At 58.6% G+C, this 23,210-nt stretch carries 22 protein-coding genes, 1 pseudogene and 1 riboswitch; of the genes and pseudogenes, 13 read left to right on the forward strand and 10 right to left on the reverse strand.

The features are described 5' to 3' along the window. Positions 1 to 16: 16 nt before the first annotated feature. Entirely contained in the window at positions 17 to 2,854 is a 2,838-nt protein-coding gene (gene glnE, locus DTA24_RS03860; RefSeq protein WP_039102553.1) for a bifunctional [glutamate--ammonia ligase]-adenylyl-L-tyrosine phosphorylase/[glutamate--ammonia-ligase] adenylyltransferase, read from the forward strand. 58 nt (positions 2,855 to 2,912) lie between these two features. Continuing rightward, complete coding sequence (gene hldE / locus DTA24_RS03865; RefSeq protein WP_012540541.1) at positions 2,913 to 4,346, forward strand: bifunctional D-glycero-beta-D-manno-heptose-7-phosphate kinase/D-glycero-beta-D-manno-heptose 1-phosphate adenylyltransferase HldE; 1,434 nt, start codon at positions 2,913 to 2,915, stop codon at positions 4,344 to 4,346. A gap of 77 nt (positions 4,347 to 4,423) precedes the next feature. On the opposite strand, the pseudogene DTA24_RS27935 reads toward hldE, so the two are convergent. Further along, a pseudogene (locus DTA24_RS27935) lies at positions 4,424 to 4,572 on the reverse strand (hypothetical protein). On the opposite strand from DTA24_RS27935, the gene glgS reads away from it, so the two are divergent. Next, positions 4,564 to 4,761 (forward strand): cell surface composition regulator GlgS, encoded by a 198-nt coding sequence (glgS, locus tag DTA24_RS03870; RefSeq protein ID WP_004205248.1) that lies wholly within the window; start codon positions 4,564 to 4,566, stop codon positions 4,759 to 4,761. The pseudogene DTA24_RS27935 and the gene glgS sit on opposite strands and share 9 nt — an antisense overlap. A gap of 35 nt (positions 4,762 to 4,796) precedes the next feature. Here glgS and ubiK read toward each other — a convergent pair whose 3' ends face one another. Then, complete coding sequence (gene ubiK / locus DTA24_RS03875) at positions 4,797 to 5,069, reverse strand: ubiquinone biosynthesis accessory factor UbiK (RefSeq protein ID WP_008806522.1); 273 nt, start codon at positions 5,067 to 5,069, stop codon at positions 4,797 to 4,799. Between the two features lie 120 nt (positions 5,070 to 5,189). After that, positions 5,190 to 5,341: riboswitch (FMN riboswitch) on the forward strand. Positions 5,342 to 5,446: 105 nt separating this feature from the next. On the opposite strand from ubiK, the gene ribB reads away from it, so the two are divergent. Further along, positions 5,447 to 6,100, forward strand: a complete 654-nt coding sequence (gene ribB / locus DTA24_RS03880; RefSeq protein WP_004174356.1) for a 3,4-dihydroxy-2-butanone-4-phosphate synthase — start codon at positions 5,447 to 5,449, stop codon at positions 6,098 to 6,100. A 61-nt stretch (positions 6,101 to 6,161) separates the two neighbouring features. On the opposite strand, the gene zupT is transcribed toward ribB, so the two are convergent. Continuing rightward, the gene (zupT, locus tag DTA24_RS03885) at positions 6,162 to 6,932 is read right to left on the reverse strand and encodes a zinc transporter ZupT (RefSeq protein WP_008806521.1); all 771 of its coding nucleotides are present in this window, start codon (positions 6,930 to 6,932) and stop codon (positions 6,162 to 6,164) included. 186 nt (positions 6,933 to 7,118) lie between these two features. On the opposite strand from zupT, the gene ygiD reads away from it, so the two are divergent. After that, on the forward strand, positions 7,119 to 7,910 hold the full coding sequence (ygiD, locus tag DTA24_RS03890) for a 4,5-DOPA dioxygenase extradiol (RefSeq protein ID WP_008806520.1): 792 nt from the start codon (positions 7,119 to 7,121) through the stop codon (positions 7,908 to 7,910). Positions 7,911 to 7,950: 40 nt separating this feature from the next. On the opposite strand, the gene DTA24_RS03895 is transcribed toward ygiD, so the two are convergent. The 3 genes from DTA24_RS03895 to tolC all read right to left on the reverse strand — a co-directional run bounded on the left by DTA24_RS03895 (position 7,951) and on the right by tolC (position 11,428). Then, positions 7,951 to 9,111, reverse strand: coding sequence for a glutathionylspermidine synthase family protein (locus DTA24_RS03895; protein ID WP_016161840.1), 1,161 nt, complete (start codon positions 9,109 to 9,111; stop codon positions 7,951 to 7,953). Positions 9,112 to 9,116: 5 nt separating this feature from the next. Continuing rightward, the gene (locus tag DTA24_RS03900; protein ID WP_008806518.1) at positions 9,117 to 9,788 is read right to left on the reverse strand and encodes a DUF1190 family protein; all 672 of its coding nucleotides are present in this window, start codon (positions 9,786 to 9,788) and stop codon (positions 9,117 to 9,119) included. 167 nt (positions 9,789 to 9,955) lie between these two features. Beyond that, on the reverse strand, positions 9,956 to 11,428 hold the full coding sequence (gene tolC, locus DTA24_RS03905) for an outer membrane channel protein TolC (protein WP_008806517.1): 1,473 nt from the start codon (positions 11,426 to 11,428) through the stop codon (positions 9,956 to 9,958). Positions 11,429 to 11,624: 196 nt separating this feature from the next. On the opposite strand from tolC, the gene nudF reads away from it, so the two are divergent. Genes nudF through parE form a run of 5 tightly spaced genes read left to right on the forward strand, consistent with a single transcriptional unit; the run spans position 11,625 to position 16,029 of the window. Then, positions 11,625 to 12,257, forward strand: coding sequence for an ADP-ribose diphosphatase (nudF, locus tag DTA24_RS03910; protein ID WP_008806516.1), 633 nt, complete (start codon positions 11,625 to 11,627; stop codon positions 12,255 to 12,257). Continuing rightward, positions 12,254 to 12,676, forward strand: a complete 423-nt coding sequence (locus DTA24_RS03915; RefSeq protein WP_002916847.1) for a DUF1249 family protein — start codon at positions 12,254 to 12,256, stop codon at positions 12,674 to 12,676. Before nudF ends, DTA24_RS03915 begins: the two co-directional genes overlap by 4 nt. A 24-nt stretch (positions 12,677 to 12,700) precedes the next feature. After that, a complete protein-coding gene (gene cpdA / locus DTA24_RS03920; protein WP_008806515.1) occupies positions 12,701 to 13,528 on the forward strand; it encodes a 3',5'-cyclic-AMP phosphodiesterase in 828 nt (275 codons plus the stop codon). After that, a complete protein-coding gene (gene yqiA, locus DTA24_RS03925; protein ID WP_008806514.1) occupies positions 13,528 to 14,103 on the forward strand; it encodes an esterase YqiA in 576 nt (191 codons plus the stop codon). Before cpdA ends, yqiA begins: the two co-directional genes overlap by 1 nt. Positions 14,104 to 14,133: 30 nt before the next feature. Then, the gene (gene parE, locus DTA24_RS03930) at positions 14,134 to 16,029 is read left to right on the forward strand and encodes a DNA topoisomerase IV subunit B (RefSeq protein WP_008806513.1); all 1,896 of its coding nucleotides are present in this window, start codon (positions 14,134 to 14,136) and stop codon (positions 16,027 to 16,029) included. A 72-nt stretch (positions 16,030 to 16,101) separates the two neighbouring features. On the opposite strand, the gene DTA24_RS03935 is transcribed toward parE, so the two are convergent. The 4 genes from DTA24_RS03935 to qseB all read right to left on the reverse strand — a co-directional run bounded on the left by DTA24_RS03935 (position 16,102) and on the right by qseB (position 19,191). Beyond that, positions 16,102 to 16,416, reverse strand: coding sequence for a putative quinol monooxygenase (locus tag DTA24_RS03935; RefSeq protein WP_008806512.1), 315 nt, complete (start codon positions 16,414 to 16,416; stop codon positions 16,102 to 16,104). An 81-nt stretch (positions 16,417 to 16,497) separates the two neighbouring features. Next, entirely contained in the window at positions 16,498 to 17,079 is a 582-nt protein-coding gene (locus DTA24_RS03940) for an NAD(P)H-dependent oxidoreductase (protein ID WP_008806511.1), read from the reverse strand. Between the two features lie 106 nt (positions 17,080 to 17,185). Beyond that, a complete protein-coding gene (qseC, locus tag DTA24_RS03945) occupies positions 17,186 to 18,535 on the reverse strand; it encodes a quorum sensing histidine kinase QseC (RefSeq protein WP_042946649.1) in 1,350 nt (449 codons plus the stop codon). After that, complete coding sequence (gene qseB / locus DTA24_RS03950) at positions 18,532 to 19,191, reverse strand: quorum sensing response regulator transcription factor QseB (RefSeq protein WP_123836570.1); 660 nt, start codon at positions 19,189 to 19,191, stop codon at positions 18,532 to 18,534. The genes qseC and qseB overlap by 4 nt, the downstream gene beginning before the upstream one ends. Before the next feature lie 149 nt (positions 19,192 to 19,340). On the opposite strand from qseB, the gene DTA24_RS03955 reads away from it, so the two are divergent. The 3 genes from DTA24_RS03955 to parC all read left to right on the forward strand — a co-directional run bounded on the left by DTA24_RS03955 (position 19,341) and on the right by parC (position 23,075). Beyond that, positions 19,341 to 19,748 carry a YgiW/YdeI family stress tolerance OB fold protein gene (locus DTA24_RS03955; RefSeq protein WP_008806508.1) on the forward strand — a complete coding sequence of 136 codons (408 nt, stop codon included), beginning with the start codon at positions 19,341 to 19,343 and terminating at the stop codon, positions 19,746 to 19,748. Between the two features lie 77 nt (positions 19,749 to 19,825). Further along, a complete protein-coding gene (locus DTA24_RS03960; RefSeq protein WP_008806507.1) occupies positions 19,826 to 20,695 on the forward strand; it encodes an AraC family transcriptional regulator in 870 nt (289 codons plus the stop codon). A gap of 121 nt (positions 20,696 to 20,816) precedes the next feature. Then, entirely contained in the window at positions 20,817 to 23,075 is a 2,259-nt protein-coding gene (parC, locus tag DTA24_RS03965; protein ID WP_008806506.1) for a DNA topoisomerase IV subunit A, read from the forward strand. Positions 23,076 to 23,210 lie beyond the last annotated feature (135 nt).

A 23,210-nucleotide genomic window follows, 5' to 3' on the forward strand; every position in this document is an offset into this window, starting at 1 on the left:
AGGCCAGGGAGCCCTTATGATGCCGCTTTCTCCGCAATTACAGCAGCACTGGCAGACGGTCGCTGACCGTCTGCCAGCGGATTTTCCCATTGCCGAACTGAGCCCACAGGCCAGGTCGGTCATGGCGTTCAGCGATTTTGTCGAACAGAGTGTGATCGCCCAGCCGGGCTGGCTGAATGAGCTTGCGGACTCCTCGCCGGAGGCGGAAGAGTGGCGGCATTACGAGGCCTGGCTGCAGGATCGCCTGCAGGCCGTCACTGACGAAGCGGGGTTGATGCGAGAGCTGCGTCTCTTCCGCCGCCAGATGATGGTCCGCATCGCCTGGGCGCAGGCGCTGTCGCTGGTGAGCGAAGAAGAGACCCTGCAGCAGCTGAGCGCCCTGGCGGAGACCCTGATTGTCGCCGCCCGCGACTGGCTCTACGCCGCCTGCTGTAAGGAGTGGGGAACGCCATGCAATGCCGAGGGCCAGCCGCAGCCGCTGCTGATCCTCGGGATGGGAAAGCTGGGCGGCGGCGAGCTGAACTTCTCTTCCGATATCGATCTGATCTTTGCCTGGCCTGAGCATGGCGCCACCCGCGGCGGCCGCCGCGAGCTGGATAACGCCCAGTTCTTTACCCGTCTGGGGCAGCGGCTGATCAAGGCCCTTGACCAGCCGACGCAGGACGGCTTTGTCTATCGGGTTGACATGCGCCTGCGGCCGTTTGGCGACAGTGGGCCGCTGGTACTCAGCTTTGCGGCACTGGAAGATTATTACCAGGAGCAGGGTCGGGACTGGGAACGCTATGCGATGGTGAAAGCGCGGATCATGGGCGATAACGACGGCGTGTACGCCAGCGAGTTGCGCGCGATGCTCCGTCCTTTCGTCTTCCGCCGTTATATCGACTTCAGCGTGATCCAGTCGCTGCGTAACATGAAAGGCATGATCGCCCGCGAAGTGCGGCGTCGCGGGCTGAAAGACAACATCAAGCTCGGCGCCGGCGGGATCCGTGAAATTGAGTTTATCGTTCAGGTCTTTCAGCTGATCCGCGGTGGTCGCGAACCTGCACTGCAGCAGCGCGCCCTGCTGCCGACGCTGGCGGCGATTGATGAGCTACATCTGCTGCCGGAAGGCGACGCGGCGCTGCTGCGCGAGGCCTATCTGTTCCTGCGCCGGCTGGAAAACCTGCTGCAAAGCATCAACGATGAACAGACCCAGACCCTGCCGCAGGATGAACTTAACCGCGCCAGGCTGGCGTGGGGGATGCATACCGAAGACTGGGAGACGCTGAGCGCGCAGCTGGCGAGCCAGATGGCCAACGTGCGGCGAGTGTTTAATGAACTGATCGGCGATGATGAGGATCAGTCCCCGGATGAGCAACTGGCCGAGTACTGGCGCGAGCTGTGGCAGGATGCGCTGGAAGAAGATGACGCCAGCCCGGCGCTGGCGCATTTAAACGATACCGACCGCCGTAGCGTGCTGGCGCTGATTGCCGATTTTCGTAAAGAGCTGGATCGGCGCACCATCGGCCCGCGCGGCCGCCAGGTGCTGGATCAGCTGATGCCGCATCTGCTGAGCGAAATCTGCTCGCGCGCCGATGCGCCGCTGCCTCTGGCGCGGATCACGCCGCTGTTGACCGGGATCGTCACCCGTACCACCTATCTTGAGCTGCTGAGTGAATTCCCCGGCGCGCTGAAGCACCTGATCACGCTCTGCGCGGCGTCGCCGATGGTCGCCAGCCAGCTGGCGCGCCACCCGCTGCTGCTGGATGAGCTGCTGGATCCCAACACTCTCTATCAGCCGACGGCGACCGATGCCTATCGCGACGAGCTGCGCCAGTACCTGCTGCGCGTGCCGGAAGAGGATGAAGAGCAGCAGCTGGAGGCGTTGCGCCAGTTTAAGCAGGCGCAGCAGCTGCATATCGCGGCGGCGGATATCGCTGGTACCCTGCCGGTGATGAAGGTCAGCGATCACTTAACCTGGCTTGCCGAAGCGATCCTCGACGCGGTGGTGCAGCAGGCATGGGGGCAGATGGTCGCTCGCTACGGCCAGCCGACCCACCTGCACGATCGCCAGGGTCGCGGCTTCGCCGTCGTCGGCTACGGTAAGCTTGGCGGCTGGGAGCTGGGCTACAGCTCCGATCTCGATCTGGTGTTCCTCCATGACTGCCCGGCGGAGGTGATGACCGACGGCGAGCGGGAGATTGACGGCCGTCAGTTCTACCTGCGGCTGGCCCAGCGGATCATGCACCTGTTCAGCACCCGCACCTCGTCCGGTATTCTCTACGAAGTGGACGCCCGGCTGCGTCCTTCTGGCGCGGCGGGGATGCTGGTCACCACCGCCGACGCGTTTGCTGACTATCAGCAGAACGAAGCCTGGACGTGGGAACATCAGGCGCTGGTGCGCGCCCGCGTGGTCTATGGCGACCCGGCGCTGCAGGTGCGCTTTGACGCCATTCGTCGCGATATCCTGACCACCCCGCGGGAGGGGACGACCCTGCAGACCGAGGTTCGCGAGATGCGCGAGAAGATGCGCGCCCACCTTGGCAACAAACATCCCGATCGTTTTGATATCAAAGCCGATGCCGGCGGGATCACCGATATTGAATTTATTACTCAGTATCTGGTCCTACGCTATGCCAGTGACAAGCCGAAGCTGACCCGCTGGTCTGACAACGTGCGTATTCTTGAGCTGCTGGCGCAGAACGACATCATGGACGAGGAGGAGGCGCGCGCCTTAACGCATGCATACACCACCTTGCGTGATGCGCTCCATCACCTGGCCCTGCAGGAGCAGCCGGGACACGTGGCGCCAGAGGCCTTCAGCCGGGAGCGTCAGCAGGTCAGCGCCAGCTGGCAGAAGTGGCTGATGGCTTAACTATAAAATCGGGTGTGCTATTATCGCGCGCAAAGTTTGCGTCTCGCAGGAGAGAGTCATGAAAGTAACGCTGCCGGAGTTTGAACGTGCAGGAGTGTTGGTGGTGGGTGATGTGATGCTGGACCGCTACTGGTACGGCCCCACCAGTCGTATTTCCCCGGAAGCCCCGGTGCCGGTGGTGAAGGTGGAAAATATCGAAGAACGTCCTGGCGGCGCGGCAAACGTAGCGATGAACATCGCCTCCCTGGGGGCAACGTCGCGCCTGGTGGGATTGACCGGGATTGATGACGCTGCACGCGCGCTGAGCCAGGCGCTGGCCAATGTGAATGTGAAGTGCGACTTCGTCTCCGTCCCGACTCACCCGACCATCACCAAGCTGCGGGTGCTGTCGCGCAATCAGCAACTGATCCGCCTCGACTTTGAAGAGGGCTTCTCCGGCGTGGATCCGCAGCCGATGCATGAGCGCATTCAGCAGGCGCTGGGATCCATTGGCGCACTGGTCCTCTCGGACTACGCCAAAGGGGCGCTGACCAGCGTCCAGACGATGATCAAGCTCGCCCGTGAAGCGGGCGTGCCGGTGCTGATCGATCCGAAAGGCACCGATTTCGAACGCTACCGCGGCGCGACGCTGCTCACCCCGAACCTCTCTGAGTTTGAAGCGGTGGTGGGCAAGTGTCAGGATGAAGCGGAGATCGTTGAACGCGGCATGAAGCTCATCGCCGAATTTGAACTGTCAGCGCTGCTGGTGACGCGTTCTGAGCAGGGGATGACGCTGCTGCAGCCGGGGCGTCCGCCGCTGCATATGCCGACCCAGGCCCAGGAAGTGTACGATGTCACCGGCGCCGGCGACACGGTGATTGGCGTGCTGGCGGCGACCCTGGCCTCCGGCAACACCCTGGAAGAGGCCTGCTATTTCGCCAACGCCGCGGCGGGCGTGGTGGTCGGTAAGCTGGGGACCTCCACCGTTTCCCCTGTCGAGCTGGAAAACGCGGTCCGCGGCCGGGCTGAGACCGGCTTTGGCGTGATGAGCGAAGAGGAACTCAAACAGGCGGTTGCGGCAGCGCGCAAGCGCGGTGAGAAAGTGGTGATGACCAACGGGGTCTTCGACATTCTGCATGCCGGCCATGTCTCCTATCTGGCGAATGCGCGCAAGCTGGGCGACCGTCTGATCGTGGCGGTCAACAGCGATGCCTCAACCAAACGTCTGAAAGGCGAAACCCGCCCGGTGAACCCGCTGGAACAGCGGATGATCGTGCTGGGGGCGCTGGAGGCCGTCGACTGGGTGGTCTCCTTCGAGGAAGACACCCCGCAGCGGCTGATTGCCGGTATCCTGCCGGACCTGCTGGTCAAAGGCGGCGATTATAAGCCGGAACAGATCGCCGGCAGCGAAGAGGTCTGGGCTAACGGCGGCGAAGTGCTGGTGCTCAACTTTGAAGATGGTTGCTCGACCACCAATATTATTAAGAAAATACAAAAAGATAGCGATAAATAATCTTTTCGCTATTCACCGGCTTGTACGGTGAAGCATCACGGCCCGCGATGGAGATATCGCGGGCCGTTTTTATTTAATCATGTGGAAAATGATTTAGCGCAATAAATAATCATATTAAGCGCATTTTTCGTACAAATCGCGTTAAGGTAAGCGTAAATACTGAAGTGAGTAAAGGCATATGACTGATCAGAACATCCACCGCTGAAGGAGTATGCGCATGAACCATAACGATATGTATTCAATGAAGAATTTTGATTTTTTGGCGCGGAGTTTCGCCAGAATGCACGCGCAAGGCCAGCCAGTTGATCTTCAGGCTATTGTCGGCAATATGGATGAAGAGCATCGTGAATGGTTTTGCCAGCGTTATGAACTTTACTGTCGTCAGGTAAACAGCCCGGCGGAAGCCGCCCACTAAGCCAAACGCAAAACGGACCCCTGAGGGCCCGTTTTTTACGGCTGCTCTTCGCTGCCAGGCGTCGCTGCCTGGCGGTTTTCGAGGTCATTCAGACGCTGCTCCAGCAGCGCCAGTTTTTCGCGGGTCCGCAGCAAAACCTGAGTCTGTACGTCAAACTCTTCGCGGCTGACCAGATCCAGGCGGGTCAGCTGCGACTGCAGCGCCTGGCGGATTTTCTTCTCAACATCCTCACCCAGATCGCGAAGTCCTTTTGGCATCGACTCATGGACCTGGCGGGCGATTTGTTCAATTTTTTTCGGGTCAATCATGGTGGTTTCCTGCTCGGGTCGGATGATTGATCATTGTAGTGCGAACCAGGCCGCCTATAAACCAGAAATGTTTGAAGCTTATGCATTGCCGAGGATAGTCAATAGCGTTATAGTTATCTCGCTTATTCTCAGGGCGGGGCGAAATTCCCCACCGGCGGTAAATCAACCATTGCGTTGAAAGCCCGCGAGCGCTTCCCGTGACTACGGGAAGGTCAGCAGATCCGGTGTAATTCCGGGGCCGACGGTTAAAGTCCGGATGGGAGAGAGTAACGGCACAGTCGGGTCCAGGCCCGCTCGCGTTGACTTTTGCCGCTAAACCGGCGCTCCTAAGACTGCCCTGATTCTGGTAACCATAATTTTAATGAGGTTTTTTTACCATGAATCAGACGCTCCTTTCTTCTTTTGGTACCGCTTTTGAACGTGTGGAACACGCTTTGGACGCCCTGCGCGAAGGCCGCGGCGTGATGGTGCTTGATGATGAAGACCGTGAAAACGAAGGCGATATGATCTTCGCCGCCGAAACCATGACCGTTGAGCAGATGGCGCTGACCATTCGTCACGGCAGCGGCATTGTGTGCCTGTGCCTGACCGAAGATCGCCGCAAACAGCTGGATCTGCCGATGATGGTAGAGAACAACACCAGCGCCTACGGCACCGGCTTTACCGTGACCATCGAAGCGGCCGAAGGTGTGACCACCGGCGTCTCCGCTGCCGACCGCGTGACCACCGTCCGCGCGGCCATTGCCGACGGCGCGAAACCTTCCGATCTCAACCGTCCTGGCCACGTTTTCCCGCTGCGTGCGCAGCCGGGTGGCGTACTGACCCGCGGCGGCCACACTGAAGCCACTATCGACCTCGTGACCCTGGCTGGCTTTAAACCCGCAGGCGTGCTGTGTGAGCTGACCAACGACGATGGCACCATGGCGCGCGCGCCGGAGTGCATCAAGTTCGCTCAGCAGCACAATATGGCGGTAGTCACGATTGAAGATCTGGTGGCCTATCGTCGCGAACATGAGCGTAAAGCCAGCTAAATAGCGGTTCGCTACGCCCGACCACAGCCCACTTCTTAGTGGGCTGTGTTGTTTCTGCGCTTTAACCGATGCCCATCGTCTGGAGTACCACCAGACTCAGCCCCATGACCGACATCCCGCACAAAACGCCATAGCTTGGGTTGCTCTGCGGATCGATCTCTTTCGCCAGCGGCATCAGTTCATCGACGGACAGTGCCACCATAATCCCGGCCACAGCGGCCATGATCGCTCCCATCACCAGCGGTGAGACCAGACTCCCCAGAATCAGCCACGCCAGCACGCCGCCCAAAATTTCCGCCATGCCGGAAAGCCCGGCCCAGAGTACCGCCTTGCTGCGCGACCCGGTGGCGGCATACACTGGCCCGGCAACGGCCAGTCCTTCAGGAATATTGTGCAGGGCAACGGCGAGGGCCACGCCCATGCCGAGTTCCAGGTTGTTGCTGGCCGTGACATAGGTGGCGATCCCTTCCGGGAAGTTATGCAGGCTGATACCCAACGTCAGCAGAATAGCGGTGCGACGTAAATTACGTGGACGCGGCGTGGCGGGGGTCATCAGATCCTGCGGGTGAGCGTGCGGCAGCAGGCGGTCAAGGCCGAAATAGCCCAGCAGGCCGATGACAAACATCCCGTAACCGAGCAGCGGCGACATGCCTTCGGCGGTCAGCGCGGCAGGCAGCATTTCCATCAATGAAATCAACAGCATGATCCCGGCGGCAAAGCCGAGGGAGAAGCCAAGCAGACGGTTAGAGGGTTTCTGACCAATCACGCCGAATATGGCGCCAATAAAGGTTGCGCTACCGGCTAACAGCGTCAATATTAAGGGTGATGACATCGCTACTCTCCCTGTGAAAATAAGTGCATATGAGTATATTGCCTGAGGATGCGCGTACGGGACACGTCCCTTTACCGCGACTTACATTCAAATTTTCTGACGATCATCATCATGGTTATCTGAGTTTATCCTGGCGCAAAAGCGCGTAATGTGAGCACATCACATTGACACCCTAAGGATATCATCATGTCCCCTACCCGAATGCCCGCGTTGTTTCTCGGCCATGGCAGCCCAATGAACGTGCTGGAAGACAACATTTATACTCGCGCCTGGGCTCACCTGGGCGAAACCCTGCCGCGTCCGAAGGCGATTGTGGTGGTCTCTGCGCACTGGTTCACGCGCGGTACGGGCGTGACGGCGATGGAGGCCCCGAAGACCATTCACGACTTCGGCGGTTTCCCACAGGCGCTGTATGACACCCATTATCCGGCGCCGGGCTCTCCGGCGCTGGCGCAACGACTGGTGGAGCTGCTCTCGCCTGTGCCGGTCACCCTCGATAAAGAAGCCTGGGGATTTGACCATGGCTCGTGGGGCGTGCTGATTAAAATGTATCCGCAGGCGGATATCCCGATGGTTCAGTTGAGCATCGACAGCACCAAACCGCCGGCCTGGCATCTCGAAATGGGGCGGAAACTGGCCTCGCTGCGTGATGAAGGCATTATGCTGGTGGCCAGCGGCAACGTGGTGCATAACCTGCGCACCGCCCGCTGGCACGGCGAGAACACGCCGTACCCATGGGCAGAGTCCTTCAATAACTACGTGAAGGCGAATCTGCAATGGCAGGGGCCGGACGAGCAGCACCCGCTGGTTAACTACCTGGCACACGAAGGAGGCTCGCTCTCCAACCCAACGGCGGAGCATTTCCTGCCGCTGCTATATATCCTGGGGGCGTGGGATGGTGTTGAAGCGATTACGATCCCGGTCGATGGCATCGAGATGGGCTCGCTGAGTATGCTGTCGGTGGTGGTTGGCGCCTGATGATAGTGTGCTCCGGCGATATCGTCGCCGGAGCGCGACATTATTCGACGAAAATGTGCGGATAGAAGCGCGACAGATCCTGAGTGATCAGCGCCCGATCTTCGCGAATGCCGATCCCGGCGGGCTGATCGTTGATGAGCCAGCTGCCAATCAGTGTGTAGCTGTCACCAAACTTCGGCAGGGGGTAAAACTCCTGCACGATGGTTCCTTCTTCCCCGTACGGACCTTCCACCGACTCCACGACCTTGCCCTGCTCAACAATGGAGACGTTGGCCCCTTCACGAGAGAAGATCGGCTTAATGACGAACTTCTCCATCTCCGGGTGGGCATCTTCGCTGAAGTAGGCCGCCAGCAGATTCGGGTGATTGGGGAACATTTCCCACAGCATCGGCAGCAACGCTTTGTTGGAGATAATGCTTTTCCACGCGGGCTCCAGCCAGCGCACGCCGGCGTCTTCCAGCTTGGTGGAGAACATCTCCCGCAGCATAAACTCCCACGGATAGAGCTTGAACAGGTTACCAATCACCTGATCCTGCAGATCGGTAAACTGACCTTTTTCGCCCAGACCGATATCTTCGATATAGAGGAATTCCGTCGCCAGGCCTGCTTCCGCGGCGCAGTCCTGCAGATACTGCACGGTGCCGCGATCTTCAACGGTATCGCGGCAGCAGGCCATATGCAGCAGCTGGAAGCCAAACTGCTCGCGCAGCTCGCCGAAGCGATCGATGAGCTTTTCCTGCAAACTATTGAACTGGTCGCTGCCCGCCGGCAGCTTGCCGGCGTTGAGCTGGTCTTCCAGCCAGATCCACTGGAAGAAGGCCGCTTCATACAGCGAGGTCGGGGTGTCGGCATTGTTCTCCAGCAGCTTCGGCTCGCCGACGCCATCCCAGGCCAGGTCGAGACGCGAGTAGAGCGACGGCTGGTTGGTTTTCCACGACTGGCGCACAAAGCCCCAGGTGTGTTTAGGGATGCGGAATTTAGTCATCAGCTCATCGCTGGCGATCACTTTCTCCACCACCTGGAGGCACATTTGATGCAGCTCGGCGGTGACTTCCTCCAGTTTTTCCACCTGCGCGAGGGTCAGCTTGTAATACGCCTCTTCGCTCCAGTAGGGCTCACCGTACATGGTGTGGAAGTTGAAACCGTACTCGGTCGCTTTCTCACGCCAGTCCGGGCGCTCGGTAATACTGACTCTTTCCATGTGAGTTAGCCGCCCATCGAGCGAGAAGAGGACGTTGAGCCTGCGGCGCTACGCTGCATAGTCGACTGCTTCGCCACCGACTCGCCAAAACCACCGCGGGTAACGGTGGTGGTAGTTGCTGGCTTCGGCGCCATCGCGGTTTTCGGCACGTTCATGGTGCGACCCGGCTGGGCGGCGCCATAGCTCTTGCCGCTCGCATCGGTGTATTGACCATAGGCCGGGCTGGCCGGGTTTTTCGAGCTGAACAGCGGCTGCTGTTGCGCCATGCCGCCGCCCATCAGGCGGCCCATCATATAGCCGGCCATCAGCGGCATCCAGAAGCTGCCGCTGCTTTGCGCCTGCGCCTGGTTTTCCGGGGCGACGCCCGCCTGGGCTGGCGTCTGCTGGCACTGGCCTTCGCCAAACTCGGCGACGCAGTCTTCCCGGGTGGCATATTTCGGCGCGGTGCGTTCTGCCTCTTTTACCGCGTTGGTGTAAGCCGTGGTGCACTCGGCTGCTTTGCCCGGATTGGCGGCGGAGCAGTCATCGGCGTTCTGGTATAGCGACACCGTTTCATCGCTTTTTTCACAACCGGCAAGCATAAAGACCGCGGTGACGGCCAGCGCGACCGGCGTCAGATGGCGTGCGCTCCAGCTTTTGCGGAACGACGAATGATTAATTTTTTTTGTCCGTTTCATATTTGTCTTCCAGGACCCAGTGGTATGGCGTGTGTTAACGCTCAGGATAGAGGATGAGTGGTGGAAAATGAAGCGAAGAGGGGCGCTAAGCGGGGGATCTTTACGTTGCCTTACGTTTAACGCATCGCCTGTCCGACGGACAGGCGATGCGCGTCACAGTATGGGTATTACTGACGGAACGGATTGCTGCCGCTGCTCTGGGTGGTCCGTGCGGACGCCGGTTTCACCGCTGCGGTAGTGTTGCCGTAGCCATCGGCGGTGGCATCCTGCTGTGGATTTTCCGGAGCGACGCTGTCTGCGGAGGTGGGGATCGGTTTGCCCAGCGTGTTGTTCAGGGCGACCAGATCCTGCTCGTTCAGGGTACCTAACGCCGACTTAATGTTCAGCTCGTTGATCAGGTAGTTATAGCGCGCATTGGAGAGCTGCTGCTTGGCGTTATACAGCGTGGTGGTGGCGTCGAGGACGTCAACGATGGTACGCGTACCCACCGAGTAGCCTGCTTCCATCGCATCCAGGGAGCTTTGCGCAGAGACCACCGCCTGTTTGTAGGCATTGATGCTGCTGATGGAGGCGTTCACGTTGTTAAACGACGAACGTACAGTCTGCACGACGCTGCGGTGGGCGCTTTCCAGCTGCTCGCTGGCGCCAACGAAGTTGTATTGCGCCTGTTTGACCTGCGAGGTCACCGCGCCACCCTGATACAGTGGCAGAGAGAAGTTCAGGCCGATTTGGTTCTGCCCGGCATCGTTATCCTGGTATTGCTGAGGATTATTATGGGTTTTTGAACCACTGTAGCTAGTATTCGATACCCCACTCGACGCGGATAGGCTGAGCGTCGGCAAATGCCCGTCCTGCGCCTGGCGAATCTGCTCGCGAGCCAGGTCCTGGTTCAGACGCGCCTGCAGCAGCGACAGGTTGCGGTTCTCCGCTTCCTTCAGCAGGGCGTTGACCGCCTGCGGCTTGTTGGTTTTGAAGCCATTCACATTCAGCGAGGCCAGCTCCGGATAGTAGTTACCGGTGACCTGGCGCAGTTCTTCGACGGCGTTGTCGAGATCGTTACGCGCGGTGACTTCGTTCGCCAGCACGGCGTCGTATTGTGAACGGGCGTTCTGTACGTCAGTGATCGCCACCAGGCCTACGTTAAAGCGCTGCGTGGTTTGATCCAACTGGCGGTAAATGGCCTGTTTCTGCGCTTCGGTATAGGAGAGCGTGTCGATGGCGGCCAGCACTTTAAAATAGGCCGTCGCGGTATTCAGAATCAGCGTTTGCTGATCGGTCTGATACGTGACATCCTGAATGCCTGCCGTTTTTTCCTGCAGCGTCAGGGCGCGCCATTTCGACATATCAAACAGAACCTGCGTTAACTGCAGCGAGCCGCTGGTGACGTTTGAATTGATGCCGTTGCTGTCGCGATAGCCATTGTTATAGGTATAATCCGCTCCCAGCCCAAGCTGAGGCAGTAATGGACTGCGCGCTTCATTGATCTTTTCGAACGCGGCGTCACGATCGGCTGCCGATTTACGCAGATCGGGGTTGCTGATGCGCGCCTGCTGGTAAACCTGAAGCAGGTTTTCCGCCTGGCTCATGGCGCTGAACCCGGTCAGGCTCAGGCCGATAAGAATGGGGAGCAATTTCTTCATTTGCATTCCTTGTTGTGAAGCATTTAGCGCTGGTCTAATTCTAAGAAAAATTCCGCTGATTGTATCGATTCTGCCGCCGTAAAAAGTTGGCGTTACGTGCCATCCGGCGGTAATTTGCACCAATCTAACATACGGACCGTAAAACGGTAGCCAAACGGTCTGGAAATCCCTAATTTCGGATTAGCAGGACATGACAATGAGCAAACCCATTCAGCAGGGAATTACCTTCTTCAAAAATGATGTAGAAATTATTGCACGCGAAACGCTGTATCGTGGTTTTTTTTCGCTCGATTTATACCGTTTTCGCCACCGCCTGTTTAACGGCGGCATGAGCGGCGAAGTCACCCGTGAAATTTTTGAGCGCGGGCATGCCGCCGTCTTGCTACCCTTTGACCCGGTGCGGGACGAAGTGGTGCTCGTCGAACAAATCCGTATTGCCGCCTATGATACCAGCGAGAGCCCGTGGCTGCTCGAAATGGTCGCCGGCATGATCGAAGCGGGGGAAACGGTGGAAGACGTTGCCCGTCGGGAAGCGCTGGAGGAGGCCGGACTTGAAGTCGGGCGGACGAAACCAATATTAAGCTATCTGGCCAGTCCTGGCGGCACCAGCGAACGGTTATCGATCCTGGTGGGAGAAGTTGATGCATCCACGGCAAAAGGCATTCACGGCCTGGCCGAGGAAAACGAGGATATTCGGGTGCATGTGGTGAGCCGGGAACAGGCTTACCAGTGGGTAGAAGAGGGGAAAATCGATAACGCAGCCTCTGTCATCGCCTTGCAATGGCTGCAATTGCATTATCACAATTTACGAAACGAATGGACAAAATGAAGCGTTATACACCTGACTTCCCTGAGATGATGCGCCTGTGCGAGACCAACTTCGCGCAGTTGCGCCGCCTGTTGCCGCGAACGGATGCAGCGGGTGAGAAGGTAAGTTATCAGGTGGGAAGCGCGCAGTATCGGTTAACGATAGTTGAATCGACCCGCTACACTACTCTGGTGGCGATAGAACAGACTCTGCCTGCGGTAAGCTACTGGAGCCTGCCGTCGATGACCGTTCGCCTCTACCATGACGCCATGGTGGCCGAAGTGTGTTCGAGTCAGCAGATCTTTCGCTTCAAAGCGCGGTATGATTATCCTAATAAAAAGTTGCATCAACGCGACGAAAAGCATCAAATTAACCAGTTTCTGGCCGACTGGCTGCGTTACTGTTTAGCACATGGAGCGATGGCGATTCCGGTTTGTTAGCGTCGTTAAACCTAAGGACACCATTTGGAAAGCCTGTTAAACCTACCTCTGGCTGGTGAGGCCAGAGTCAGGATCTTACAAATTACTGATACTCACCTGTTTGCTGAAAAACATGAAACGTTGTTAGGCATTAATACCTGGGAAAGTTATCAGGCCGTACTGTCGGCTATTCATGCCTCACAGCGTCCATGCGATCTGATTGTCGCAACAGGCGATCTGGCGCAGGACCACTCCTCCGCGGCCTATCAGCATTTTGCTGAGGGTATCGCGAGTTTTGCTGCACCCTGCGTCTGGCTACCGGGTAACCATGATTTCCAGCCGGCGATGTACAGTACGCTGCAGGCGTCAGGCATTTCACCCGCCAAGCGCGTGTTTCTCGGTGACCACTGGCAGATCCTGCTGCTGGACAGCCAGGTGTTTGGCGTTCCCCATGGCGAGCTGAGCGACTTCCAGCTGGAGTGGCTCGAACACAAGCTGGCAGAAGCGCCGGAGCGTTATACCTTACTCCTGCTGCACCACCATCCGCTGCCTGCTGGCTGTAGCTGGCTGGACCAACACAGCCTGCGCAACGCTGGCGCGCTGGACCGCGCGCTGAGCGCCTGGCCGCGGGTGAGACATCTGCTGTGCGGCCATATTCATCAGGAGCTGGATCTGGACTGGAATGGCCGGCGTATGATGGCGACGCCGTCGACCTGCGTCCAGTTCAAACCACACTGCGCCAATTTCACTCTGGATACCGTCTCACCCGGCTGGCGCTGGCTGGAGCTGCATCCTGACGGGACGCTGACCACCGAAGTGTGCCGCCTGGAAGGCGCCGAGTTCCACCCGGATATTGCTTCAGAAGGCTACTGATGGCGACGCTTCTTTATCTGCACGGCTTTAACAGTTCCCCGCGCTCGGCGAAGGCGATGGCGTTAAAGACCTGGCTGTCGCAGCAGCACCCCGACATCACCATGGTGGTACCGGAGCTGCCGCCTTATCCGGCTGAAACGGCAGAGCTGCTGGAATCCATTGTGCTGGAGCATGGCGGCGAGCCACTCGGGGTTGTGGGGTCGTCGCTGGGTGGCTACTACGCGACCTGGCTGTCGCAGTGCTTTATGGTGCCGGCGGTGGTCGTCAACCCGGCGGTGCGCCCGTTTGAACTGCTGAACAATTTTCTCGGCCACAATGAGAATCCATACACCGGGCAGCAATATGTGCTAGAGTCTCGCCATATTTACGATCTCAAGGTCATGCAAATCGACCCGCTTGAAGCGCCGGATTTACTCTGGCTGCTGCAGCAGACCGGGGATGAAGTGCTTGATTACCGCCAGGCCGTTCATTACTACGCCTCCTGCCGGCAAACGGTGGAGGAGGGCGGTAATCACGCATTTGTCGGCTTTGACGATCATTTCACTCAGATTATCGAATTTCTCGGCCTGTGCTAAACGGCCCTGAACGACCTACGAATACACACCATGACGCAATCTTCATATAACGCTGATGCCATTGAGGTACTCACCGGGCTAGAGCCGGTGCGCCGCCGTCCGGGCATGTATACCGACACCACCCGTCCTAACCATCTTGGTCAGGAAGTTATTGATAACAGTGTCGATGAAGCGCTGGCAGGCCACGCCAAACGCGTGGAAGTTATCCTTCATGCCGACCAGTCCCTGGAAGTCATTGACGACGGGCGCGGCATGCCGGTCGACATTCACCCGGAAGAAGGGGTGCCGGCGGTTGAGCTGATCCTCTGCCGACTGCACGCGGGCGGTAAGTTTTCCAACAAAAACTACCAGTTTTCCGGCGGCCTGCACGGGGTGGGGATCTCGGTGGTCAACGCCCTGTCAAAACGCGTAGAGGTAACGGTTCGTCGCGACGGTCAGGTCTACAGCATCGCCTTTGAAAACGGTGAAAAAGTAGAAGATCTGCACGTCACCGGTACCTGTGGCAAACGCAATACCGGGACCAGCGTCCATTTCTGGCCGGACGAAAGCTTCTTCGACAGCCCGCGTTTCTCCGTTTCGCGTTTGACCCATCTGTTAAAAGCGAAAGCGGTGCTGTGTCCCGGCGTGGAAATCGTGTTTCGCGATCAGGTCAACGACAGCGAGCAGCGCTGGTGCTATGCCGATGGCCTTAACGACTACCTGTGCGAAGCCGTAAACGGCCTGCCGCTGCTGCCGGAAAAACCGTTCGTCGGCACCTTCTCCGGCGAGACGGAAGCCGTGGACTGGGCGCTGCTGTGGCTGCCGGAAGGCGGCGAATTGCTGACCGAAAGCTACGTCAACCTGATCCCGACCATGCAGGGCGGGACGCACGTTAACGGTCTGCGTCAGGGACTGCTGGATGCGATGCGCGAGTTCTGCGAATACCGTAATATCCTGCCGCGCGGCGTGAAGCTGTCAGCGGAAGATATCTGGGATCGCTGCGCCTACGTGCTGTCGGTGAAAATGCAGGATCCGCAGTTCGCCGGGCAAACCAAAGAGCGTCTGTCGTCGCGCCAGTGCGCGGCATTCGTCTCCGGCGTGGTGAAAGATGCCTTCAGTCTGTGGCTGAACCAGAACGTACAGGCTGCCGAACTGCTGGCGGAGATGGCTATCTCCAGCGCCCAGCGTCGTCTGCGCGCCGCCAAGAAAGTGGTGCGTAAAAAGCTGACCAGCGGTCCGGCATTGCCGGGTAAGCTGGCAGACTGCACCGCCCAGGACCTGAACCGCACCGAGCTGTTCCTCGTCGAAGGGGACTCGGCGGGCGGTTCAGCCAAGCAGGCGCGCGATCGCGAATATCAGGCGATCATGCCGCTGAAAGGCAAGATTCTGAATACCTGGGAAGTCTCGTCCGATGAAGTGTTAGCTTCGCAAGAAGTGCACGACATTTCGGTGGCGATTGGTATTGACCCGGATAGCGATGATTTAAGCCAGCTGCGCTACGGCAAAATTTGTATTCTGGCGGATGCCGATTCCGATGGCCTGCACATTGCCACCCTGCTGTGCGCGCTGTTTGTGAGACATTTCCGTACCCTGGTGAAAGAGGGGCACGTCTACGTCGCGCTGCCGCCGCTGTACCGTATCGATCTCGGTAAAGAGGTCTACTACGCGCTGACGGAAGAAGAAAAAACCGGCGTGCTGGAGCAGCTGAAGCGTAAGAAGGGCAAGCCAAACGTCCAGCGCTTTAAAGGCCTGGGTGAGATGAACCCAATGCAGCTGCGGGAAACCACGCTTGATCCGAATACCCGCCGGCTGGTGCAACTGGTGATCAGCGATGAGGATGAGCAGCAGACCACGGCGATGATGGACATGCTGCTGGCCAAGAAGCGTTCCGAAGACCGTCGCAACTGGCTGCAGGAGAAGGGCGATATGGCGGATCTGGAAGTGTAAGTCTGTACGCTGCGCCTGACGTAAAAGGGAGCCTCAGGCTCCCTTTTTCATTTCACGACTGCGTCGGCGGGCTTAGACGCCAGGCTGCAGGATACGGATGGTGGTCTCCAGCACATCGCCTTTGACCGCTTCCGACCAGGCTTTCATGTGCGGCGTTTGCAGGTGCGCTTCAAGATGCGCGACGCTTTCCCACTGCTCCACCATGACGATAGAGTCGGGGGCCGTGGTCTGGAAGCTGACGCCGGCGGCATGATCTACCATGGGCGCGTAGCCGTGGCAGCCGGCCTCCTGCAAAACGGTCGGAATGATTTTCGCGAACTGATCGAGAACCGCCTGACGGTGGTGCTGGCCCGGGCGGGTACGGATTTCTGCAATCACTGTTAACATGGTTAACTCAACTCCTTCTGTGTGTATCTCGTCATACTCCAGGTTCGAATAACTCGAAATATGTAGAGCGTAGACCTGTAGTTAACCAAAAATTTCCGCCAGATGCTTGCGATATTCTGCGATATACCGTGGGACATCAGGCATTTTAATCACGTCGTTGGCGATAAAGGTCGGCAGCGCTTCCATTCCCAGGAACTGGTTAGCCTTATGGAACGGCAGGTAAACGCCGTCAACGCCGACGCCGTGGAAGAACTGGTCTTCGTCGGTGAAGGCTTCCATCGGCGCGTTCCAGGTCAGGGAGAGCATATATTTTTTCCCCTGCACCAGGCCGCCGGAGCCATATTTTTTGCTGGCGTCGGAGCGGGTACGACCGTCGCTGGCGTACAGCGAGCCGTGGCCTTCGGTAAAGACATCATCCATATATTTCTTCACCGTCCACGGGGCGCCCATCCACCAGCCCGGCATCTGCCAGATCACCACATCGGCCCAGAGGAAATTCTGCACTTCTGCTTTTACGTCGTACTCGCTTTCGGCGCGAACGCTTTTAACATCGTGCCCGGCGTCGCGCAGATAACTCTCCGCGACCTCGGTCAGGGTGTCGTTCAGCTGGCCATTCGAGTGCGCGAACTTTTTTGCGCCATTGATAATCAGGATGTTGCTCATCATTTGTCCTCAATCTTGAAAATTTGCCGATGATCTTACCCCGCGAAGCGGGGCAGTAAAATGAGCAAAATGTGCAAAGTCTTTTGCCAAATGAGCAATAATCTCGCTACCAGTACACGCGGGCTTCGAAGCCGCCGTCGCGCGCGTTGGCGAAATCAACCTGCATGCCGTGCAGCGAGGCGATGCGTCGGACGATAGACAGGCCCAGGCCGCTGCCCGGCGCGTCCTGCCCCGGCGGGCGATAAAAACGCTCGCCGATGCGCGCCAGCGCCTGCGGGCTAATGCCTGGGCCGTTATCACGCACCCGAAACTCGCGGGCGTTGAGGGTGATATCAACCTGGCTGCCGCGCGGGCTATAGCGTACGGCATTATCCAGCAGGTTGCGCACCAGCAGGCTGAGCAGCAGCGGCTGGCCGGTGTGAACGATATGACTGGCATTCAGGTGTAGGCGTAGTTCAATGGCGGACTGCTGCGCATGGTGATACATCTCCATCACCGCCGACTGCAGCAGGTCGTCGATGGCGACCGGCTGCACGTCGTCCAGTTGGGCGAGTGAGTCCAGCCGCGACAGCGTCAGCAGTTGATCGACCAGCCGGGTGGCGCGATCGATCCCCTGGTGGAGCTGGGCCAGCGCTTTCTCACGTCCTTCTGCATCGTCCATAGAGAGCTGGGCGACGTCGGTCTGTACCTTCAGCGCCGCCAGCGGGCTGCGCAGCTCATGGGCGGCATCAGAGGTAAACCGACGTTCGCGCAGCATGGCGTCATGGGTGCGCTGGAACAGCTGATTCAGAGCCTCGACCAGCGGGCGGACTTCGGAGGGGATCTTCTCCACGCTGAGCGATTCCGCTGAGTCCGGCGCGCGCAGGCGCAGCGTGCGCGCCAGCTTTTTCAACGGCGCCAGTTCGCGGCTTAACAGCACGATAAGCAGCACGAACATCAGCGGCAGGGCGATCATCCACGGGGTGAGCTGCGAGGTCACGATATCCATCGCCATTTCGCGCCGATAATCCCACTCCTGACCGACGACGATGCGATGACGACCATCGGCAGTGGTTAACCACAGGAAGCGCCACTCGTCATCATCGCCGCGCAGATAGCCATCACTGAACCCCTCGCGCTGCGAGTTCCACTGGATATCCTCTCCATTCTCGCCGTCGTTGAGCACCATGGTGCCGTCGCGGGTGAAGATGGCGAACGCCAGCGCGTCGTCGTCGATGTGTCCATGCCGCACCTTTTTCTTTTCACCGAGCGATTCGGGCGGGGCGCGGAGTTCATCGAAATGCATGGCGCTCAGGCGGCGGGCGAACAGCAACTGCTGGGTATCGAACAGCTTATCCAGCTTTTTGCTGGTTTGCTGCCAGGCGATCACGCTGGCGACGCCCCAGGCGGCCGCGGTCAGCACAGCAAACAGCAGCGTCAGACGGACGCGCAGGCTCATGCGGGCAAGTCGTTTCATGCGTCACCCAGGGTATAGCCTATGCCGTGGACAGTGCGGATAAATCCGCTACCGAGTTTGCGGCGCAGATGATGGACGTGAACTTCCACGGCGTTGCTGGAGACCTCGTCGTCCCAGGTGTAGAGCTTTTCTTCGATAAGCTTGCGCAGCAGTACGCGACCAGTGTTACGCAGCAGCAGTTCCAGCAGGGCGAACTCTTTCGGCTTTAGCACCAGGCTCTCGCCGTCGAGGCTGGCGGTTAAGCGGTTCGGGTCGAGGCTCACCTTGCCGTGGCGCAGCTCGCTGCTGCTCTGGCCGTGCGCGCGACGGATCAACGCTTCGAGGCGCGCCGCCACTTCAATCAGGGCGAAAGGCTTGCACAGATAGTCATCAGCGCCGAGCCGTAGCCCCTCCACTCGCTGGCTGAGCGCATCGCGGGCGGTAAGGATCAGCACTGGCTCATGGCGGCCCTTGTCCCGCCATTCGCGCAGAATATCGAGGCCATCGATGCCGGGGAGGGTGAGATCCAGGATTGCGGCGTCGTAGGGGGCGCTATATAAGGCATTTTTGCCCTCCAGCCCGGCGGTAAACCAGTCAATGCTGAAGCCCATTTTGCTCAGCCCGGCTTTGATGCCGTCGCCGATCAGCTTGTCATCTTCCACCAGTAATATGCGCATGTTTCCCTCCGACGATCCTGTTTCTTTGCGCAGTAAACCGCGTTGAAGCGGGTGATGTACAGCATTAAAATTTCTTTTTTCCGCTTAAGAAGTCGTTAAGTTTTGTCGGGCGTAATAGGAGCCATATCAACACGAAGGGAGAACACATCATGAAGAAAATTGCTGCGATGACCGCGATCGTTGCCCTGGTTTCCATGCCGGTGCTGGCTGCCGAACAGGGCGGGTTTACCGGTCCTTCTTCGACCACGCAGGTCAGTTCCACAGCGCAGGCTGGCGGATTCACCGGCCCGAGCGGCGCGGTGACCACCGTCGCCAATGCCAAATCGCTGCGGGACGATACCTGGGTGACCCTGCGCGGCAAGATAACCGAGCGCATTTCTGACGATCTGTATAAATTCCAGGATGCTTCCGGGGTGATCAATGTCGATATCGACCACAAGCGCTGGAACGGCGTGACCGTCGGCCCGCAGGACACAGTAGAAATTCAGGGGGAAGTCGATAAGGACTGGAACTCAGTAGAAATCGACGTTAAACAGATCCGTAAAATCGCGCCATAAGTCTTCGTCAGATAAGCGCAAGATCGGTCAGGCATCGCGATCCTCGCTCTGTCAGAGTATGTCGCGAGGAGGAGACGATGAACGATATTAAGGCCAGCCCGGCGTATGTCGGGCGCTTCCAGCGTGTCTGTAGGTACATTGCGCGCCATCTTGATGAGCCGCTGTCGCTCGAGGCGCTGAGCGCGATAGCGCACAGTTCGCCTTACCATTTTCACCGGCAATTTAGCGCTTATACCGGTATTCCATTGTACCGGTATATTCAGTGGTTGCGTCTGCGACGCGCCTGTTGGCGCCTGGCGTTCAACCCCCGCGATAAAGTCATCGATATTGCCCTTGATGCCGGATTTCAGAATGCGGAGTCGTTCAGTCGTGCCTTCCGTACCGCGTTTGACCAAAGCCCGACCCAATTCCGTCAGCAACCGGACTGGGCCGAGTGGCATCGACGCGTACCGAAACATACGCTACAGGAGCAAACGTCGATGGACGTCAACATCATTTCCTTCCCCACCACCCGGATAGCCGTACTGCAACATCGCGGCAGCCCGGACCTTGTCAACACCACCGCCGCGCGTTTTATCGCCTGGCGTAAGACGAGCGGATTATCGCCCGTCGCCACCAGCGATACCTGGGGTATCGCCTGGGACGATCCGCAGACCACCCCGCAGGAGGCATTTCGTTTTGATATCTGCGGTACGGTCGCTGGGCCGGTCGGTGAAAACGCCTTTGGCGTGATTAACGGCGAAATCCCCGGCGGACGCTGCGCCGTCGTGCGCCATCACGGCTCGCTGGACACGCTGGCGAACAGCGTTTGGTTTCTCTATCGCGACTGGTTACCCGCGTCAGGCGAGACGTTACGGGATTTTCCGGTGTACTTCCGTTACCTCAATTTTGTCCATGAGGTGGCTGAGCATGAACTGCAAACCGATATTTATCTGCCGCTGGCCTGATTAAGCGTGACGGAATCCTCAGCCGATCTCACGGCCTGTGACTCAGGGCGTGAGATCGGGTATTATCGCGGGTAGTTTTGCCGTCCGAACGGTCGGTACCCAGATTGAGGATCCACGATTAATGAGCGATATGGCAGAGCGCCTTGCGCTGCATGAATTTACGGAAAATGCTTACCTGAACTACTCCATGTACGTGATCATGGACAGGGCATTACCGTTTATTGGCGATGGCTTAAAACCGGTCCAGCGTCGCATCGTCTACGCGATGTCCGAGCTGGGGCTGAACGCCAGCGCGAAATTCAAAAAGTCCGCCCGCACCGTCGGCGACGTGTTGGGTAAATATCACCCGCACGGCGACAGCGCCTGCTATGAAGCGATGGTGCTGATGGCGCAGCCGTTCTCTTACCGTTACCCGCTGGTAGACGGGCAGGGAAACTGGGGTGCGCCGGACGATCCGAAATCCTTCGCCGCCATGCGTTACACCGAGTCCCGCCTGTCGAAGTATGCTGAACTGCTGCTCAGCGAGCTGGGACAGGGAACGGTCGACTGGGTACCAAACTTTGACGGGACGCTGCAGGAGCCGAAAATGCTGCCTGCGCGTCTACCGAACATCCTGCTTAATGGCACCACCGGCATCGCGGTGGGTATGGCCACTGATATTCCGCCGCACAACCTGCGTGAAGTGGCCAAAGCGGCTATTACCCTGATTGAGCAGCCGAAAACGACTCTCGACGAACTGCTGGATATCGTGCAGGGGCCGGATTTCCCGACCGAGGCGGAGATCATCACCTCGCGGGCGGAAATTCGCAAAATCTACCAGAACGGACGCGGCTCAGTGCGCATGCGCGCGGTGTGGAGCAAAGAGGACGGCGCGGTGGTGATTAGCGCGCTGCCGCACCAGGTTTCCGGCGCCAAAGTGCTGGAGCAGATTGCGGCGCAGATGCGCAATAAAAAGCTGCCGATGGTTGACGATCTGCGCGACGAATCGGACCACGAAAACCCGACCCGTCTGGTGATCGTTCCGCGCTCCAACCGGGTGGATATGGAACAGGTGATGAACCACCTGTTTGCCACTACCGATCTGGAAAAAAGCTACCGCATCAACCTCAATATGATCGGCCTCGACGGACGCCCGGCGGTGAAAAACCTGCTGGAGATCCTCAGCGAGTGGCTGGTGTTCCGTCGCGATACCGTGCGTCGCCGTCTGAACCATCGGTTAGAGAAAGTGCTTAAGCGCCTGCATATCCTTGAAGGTTTGCTGGTGGCGTTTCTCAATATCGATGAAGTGATCGAGATCATCCGCACCGAAGATGAACCGAAGCCAGCCCTGATGTCGCGCTTTGGCATCAGCGAAACCCAGGCGGAAGCGATTCTGGAATTAAAACTGCGCCACCTCGCCAAACTGGAAGAGATGAAGATCCGCGGCGAGCAGGACGAGCTGGAAAAAGAGCGCGACCAGCTGCAGGCGATTCTGGCTTCTGAGCGTAAAATGAACAACCTGCTGAAAAAAGAGCTGCAGGCTGATGCCGATGCTTTCGGTGACGAACGCCGCTCGCCGCTTCACGAACGTGAAGAAGCGAAAGCGATGAGCGAGCATGATATGCAGCCGTCTGAGCCAGTGACTATCGTTCTGTCGCAGATGGGCTGGGTGCGGAGCGCCAAAGGGCACGACATCGACGCTCAGGGCTTGAGCTATAAAGCGGGCGACAGCTGGAAGGCCTCGGCGAAAGGCAAGAGCAACCAGCCGGTGGTGTTTATCGATACCACCGGGCGCAGCTATGCCATCGATCCAATTACCCTGCCTTCCGCGCGTGGCCAGGGCGAGCCGCTTACCGGTAAGCTGACTCTGCCGCCGGGGGCGACCGTGGAACATATGCTGATGGAAAGCGACGATCGTAAGCTGCTGATGGCTTCCGACGCGGGCTACGGTTTTGTCTGCACCTTCAACGATCTGGTGGCGCGCAACCGTGCCGGTAAAGCGCTGATCACCCTGCCTGACAACGCGCACGTGATGCCGCCGCTGGTGATTGAGGACGAGTCCGATATGCTGCTGGCCATCACGGCAGCCGGACGGATGCTGATGTTCCCGGTGAGCGATCTACCGCAGCTGTCGAAAGGCAAGGGCAACAAAATTATCAGCATTCCTGCGGCGGAAGCCGCCGCCGGGCAGGATGGCCTGGCGCATCTGTTTATCCTGCCACCGCAGAGCACGCTCACCATCCATGTTGGCAAACGGAAAATCAAACTGCGTCCGGAAGAGCTGCAAAAAGTCACCGGCGAGCGTGGTCGCCGCGGTTCGCTGATGCGCGGGCTGCAGAAGATCGACCGTGTTGAAATCGACTCGCCGCGCCGCGCCGCGGCAGGCGATAGCGAAGAGTAAACGCCACTCCTCCCGTCTTTGACGGGAGGAGGCGAAAAAATGCCGCAAAATCGTTGTTTATTCAGGCGTTGCGATTAACAATGTCCATCACCAGGGACCCAGGAAGAACGGTCCCGGCCTGCGCAGAACTGATGA

Origin of the sequence: Klebsiella sp. P1CD1 (genome assembly GCF_003790505.1) — a bacterium.
Classification (GTDB): Bacteria; Pseudomonadota; Gammaproteobacteria; order Enterobacterales; family Enterobacteriaceae; genus Klebsiella; species Klebsiella variicola.

Excerpts from the sequence above, each read along its gene's own strand:
- glnE (WP_039102553.1), top strand. The coding sequence starts at position 17 with ATGATGCCGCTTTCTCCGCAATTACAGCAGCACTGGCAGACGGTCGCT.
- DTA24_RS03895 (WP_016161840.1), bottom strand. The coding sequence starts at position 9,111 with ATGGAAAGAGTCAGTATTACCGAGCGCCCGGACTGGCGTGAGAAAGCG.
- hldE (WP_012540541.1), top strand. The coding sequence starts at position 2,913 with ATGAAAGTAACGCTGCCGGAGTTTGAACGTGCAGGAGTGTTGGTGGTG.
- DTA24_RS03960 (WP_008806507.1), top strand. The coding sequence starts at position 19,826 with ATGAACGATATTAAGGCCAGCCCGGCGTATGTCGGGCGCTTCCAGCGT.
- DTA24_RS03935 (WP_008806512.1), bottom strand. The coding sequence starts at position 16,416 with ATGTTAACAGTGATTGCAGAAATCCGTACCCGCCCGGGCCAGCACCAC.
- qseC (WP_042946649.1), bottom strand. The coding sequence starts at position 18,535 with ATGAAACGACTTGCCCGCATGAGCCTGCGCGTCCGTCTGACGCTGCTG.
- DTA24_RS03940 (WP_008806511.1), bottom strand. The coding sequence starts at position 17,079 with ATGAGCAACATCCTGATTATCAATGGCGCAAAAAAGTTCGCGCACTCG.
- zupT (WP_008806521.1), bottom strand. The coding sequence starts at position 6,932 with ATGTCATCACCCTTAATATTGACGCTGTTAGCCGGTAGCGCAACCTTT.
- DTA24_RS03915 (WP_002916847.1), top strand. The coding sequence starts at position 12,254 with ATGAAGCGTTATACACCTGACTTCCCTGAGATGATGCGCCTGTGCGAG.
- parC (WP_008806506.1), top strand. The coding sequence starts at position 20,817 with ATGAGCGATATGGCAGAGCGCCTTGCGCTGCATGAATTTACGGAAAAT.
- ribB (WP_004174356.1), top strand. The coding sequence starts at position 5,447 with ATGAATCAGACGCTCCTTTCTTCTTTTGGTACCGCTTTTGAACGTGTG.
- parE (WP_008806513.1), top strand. The coding sequence starts at position 14,134 with ATGACGCAATCTTCATATAACGCTGATGCCATTGAGGTACTCACCGGG.
- DTA24_RS03900 (WP_008806518.1), bottom strand. The coding sequence starts at position 9,788 with ATGAAACGGACAAAAAAAATTAATCATTCGTCGTTCCGCAAAAGCTGG.
- ygiD (WP_008806520.1), top strand. The coding sequence starts at position 7,119 with ATGTCCCCTACCCGAATGCCCGCGTTGTTTCTCGGCCATGGCAGCCCA.
- glgS (WP_004205248.1), top strand. The coding sequence starts at position 4,564 with ATGAACCATAACGATATGTATTCAATGAAGAATTTTGATTTTTTGGCG.
- qseB (WP_123836570.1), bottom strand. The coding sequence starts at position 19,191 with ATGCGCATATTACTGGTGGAAGATGACAAGCTGATCGGCGACGGCATC.
- tolC (WP_008806517.1), bottom strand. The coding sequence starts at position 11,428 with ATGAAGAAATTGCTCCCCATTCTTATCGGCCTGAGCCTGACCGGGTTC.
- yqiA (WP_008806514.1), top strand. The coding sequence starts at position 13,528 with ATGGCGACGCTTCTTTATCTGCACGGCTTTAACAGTTCCCCGCGCTCG.
- ubiK (WP_008806522.1), bottom strand. The coding sequence starts at position 5,069 with ATGATTGACCCGAAAAAAATTGAACAAATCGCCCGCCAGGTCCATGAG.
- DTA24_RS03955 (WP_008806508.1), top strand. The coding sequence starts at position 19,341 with ATGAAGAAAATTGCTGCGATGACCGCGATCGTTGCCCTGGTTTCCATG.
- nudF (WP_008806516.1), top strand. The coding sequence starts at position 11,625 with ATGAGCAAACCCATTCAGCAGGGAATTACCTTCTTCAAAAATGATGTA.